Genomic DNA, 637 nt, shown 5'->3' on the forward strand with positions numbered 1-637 from the left:
GGTTGGGGTGGGGGGGGGGCTCTTTGGGGGCGGTCTGTGTTTCGTGTTGTCGTGGCGTTGTTTGGAGCTGTTTGTGGCCTTGGGGCGGCCGCCCGCCCACGCGCACTGGCCGGCCTGGGTCGCGTTCAATCGCGCCATGAAGGACAGAAGCGGCGATGTCGGCATCTGGCACGAGACCTACCTCGTCTCCGCTGGGCGCTACGAGGCGGTGTACAGCGGGGTGCCGCGTCAGGGCCTGGGCGCGGCAGGGCGGATCGTCGATGCGGCCGGGAAGCGTGAAACCGCGCGTGGCCGCGTCGCTGCTCCGCTGGACCGTCCGTGATGCCTGGACCGCTCGGCGTGCTCGACCTCGCCGCGCTCGCGGTCTTCCTCTGCTGCTGGTTCGGCTACGCCATCATCGTCGACCGCGTGCCGCGCATCCGTGCGCGGAGCGTGATCGCGGCGATGGACGAGTACCGCAGGCGCTGGATGCGCGCGATGGTGGGGCGCGAGAACCGTGTGTTCGATTCGATGGCGATCGGCCACCTGATGTCCTCGGGCACCTTCCTGGCCACCACCGCGATCTTCATTCTCGGCGGCCTGGTCGCGCTGCTTGGGGCCTATGAAACGGGCCGCCACATCGTCTCCGCGCTTCCCT

2 protein-coding genes are annotated in these 637 nt (G+C 69.2%); both read left to right on the forward strand.

Annotated elements, in window-relative coordinates:
* Window positions 1-322, forward strand: a 322-nt coding sequence (locus ACTIFU_RS05180) for a monooxygenase family protein (RefSeq protein ID WP_439577226.1), incomplete at its 5' end; no start/stop codon positions are given.
* Window positions 322-637: DUF599 domain-containing protein (locus ACTIFU_RS05185; protein ID WP_439577227.1), on the forward strand; the 316-nt coding region annotated here is incomplete at its 3' end. The genes ACTIFU_RS05180 and ACTIFU_RS05185, both read left to right, overlap by 1 nt.

Origin of the sequence: Elioraea sp., from assembly GCF_051860475.1 — a bacterium.
In the GTDB taxonomy this organism is placed as follows: Bacteria; Pseudomonadota; Alphaproteobacteria; order Acetobacterales; family Acetobacteraceae; genus Elioraea.